Annotated in this window: 1 protein-coding gene; it reads left to right on the top strand. The window is 70.4% G+C overall.

Annotation, left to right across the window (positions count from 1 at the left end; genetic code table 11):
- On the top strand, positions 1 to 1,023 hold a 1,023-nt coding region (locus AB0L75_RS44615), incomplete at both ends, for an amino acid--tRNA ligase-related protein (RefSeq protein WP_365191992.1).

Genomic DNA, 1,023 nt, shown 5'->3' with positions numbered 1-1,023 from the left:
GGCCGACCTGGAGACCGCCGACTTCCTCTCCTGGTTCGCCGGGCAGCCCGAGGTCACGTCGTCTTCCTCCGCAACACCGGCAAGCTCTGCTTCGCCACCCTGCAGGAGTCCGGCGCGGACGGGGAGGCCGTCCGCCTCCAGGTCATGGTGTCCCTGGCCGCCGTCGGTGAGGAGTCCCTGGCCGACTGGAAGAAGGTCGTGGACCTGGGCGACTTCCTCTCCGTCACCGGCGAGGTGATCGTCTCGCGCCGCGGCGAGCTGTCCATCATGGCCTCGGCATGGGAGATGGCCTCCAAGGCGCTGCGCCCCCTGCCCGTGCTGCACGCGGACCTGAACGAGGAGACCCGCGTCCGCCAGCGCTACGCGGACCTGATCGTGCGCGAGGAGGCCCGCCGCATGGTCTACACCCGCGCCAAGGTCACCTCGGCGGTGCGGCGCACCCTCGAGGGCCACGGCTACGTGGAGGTGGAGACCCCGATGCTCCAGCTCGTCCACGGCGGCGCCCTCGCGCGTCCCTTCGAGACGCACCTCAACGCGTTCGACCAGCCGATGACCCTGCGCATCGCCACCGAGCTGTACCTCAAGCGCGCCGTCGTCGGCGGCATCGACCGCGTGTTCGAGATCGGCCGCGTGTTCCGCAACGAGGGCGTGGACTCGACCCACTCGCCCGAGTTCACCACCCTCGAGTCCTATGAGGCGTGGGCGGACATGCACGTCATGGCCGAGCGCATGCAGGAGATCATCCTCAACGCCGCGGACGCGGTGGGCGCCGGGCGTCGGCTCGAGACCGCGAAGGGCGTCATCGACCTCGACGGCGAGTGGGCCTGGGTCGCCGTGTACCCGGGGCTGTCCGAGGCCGTGGGCCGCGAGATCACCCCGGAGACGGACGCCGAGACGCTGCGGGCGATCGCCGCGGAGCACGAGGTCAAGGTGGACCCCGCGTGGGACGCGGAGAAGCTCGTGATCGAGCTGTTCGGCGAGATCGTGGAGCCCACCCTGATGAACCCCACGTTCGTGTACGAC

The organism is Streptomyces sp. NPDC052101 (assembly GCF_040680235.1).
Taxonomy (GTDB): Bacteria; Actinomycetota; Actinomycetes; order Streptomycetales; family Streptomycetaceae; genus Streptomyces.
Note: the sequence above shows the minus strand (reverse complement) of the source record. Positions and strands in the feature narration are given on the sequence as shown.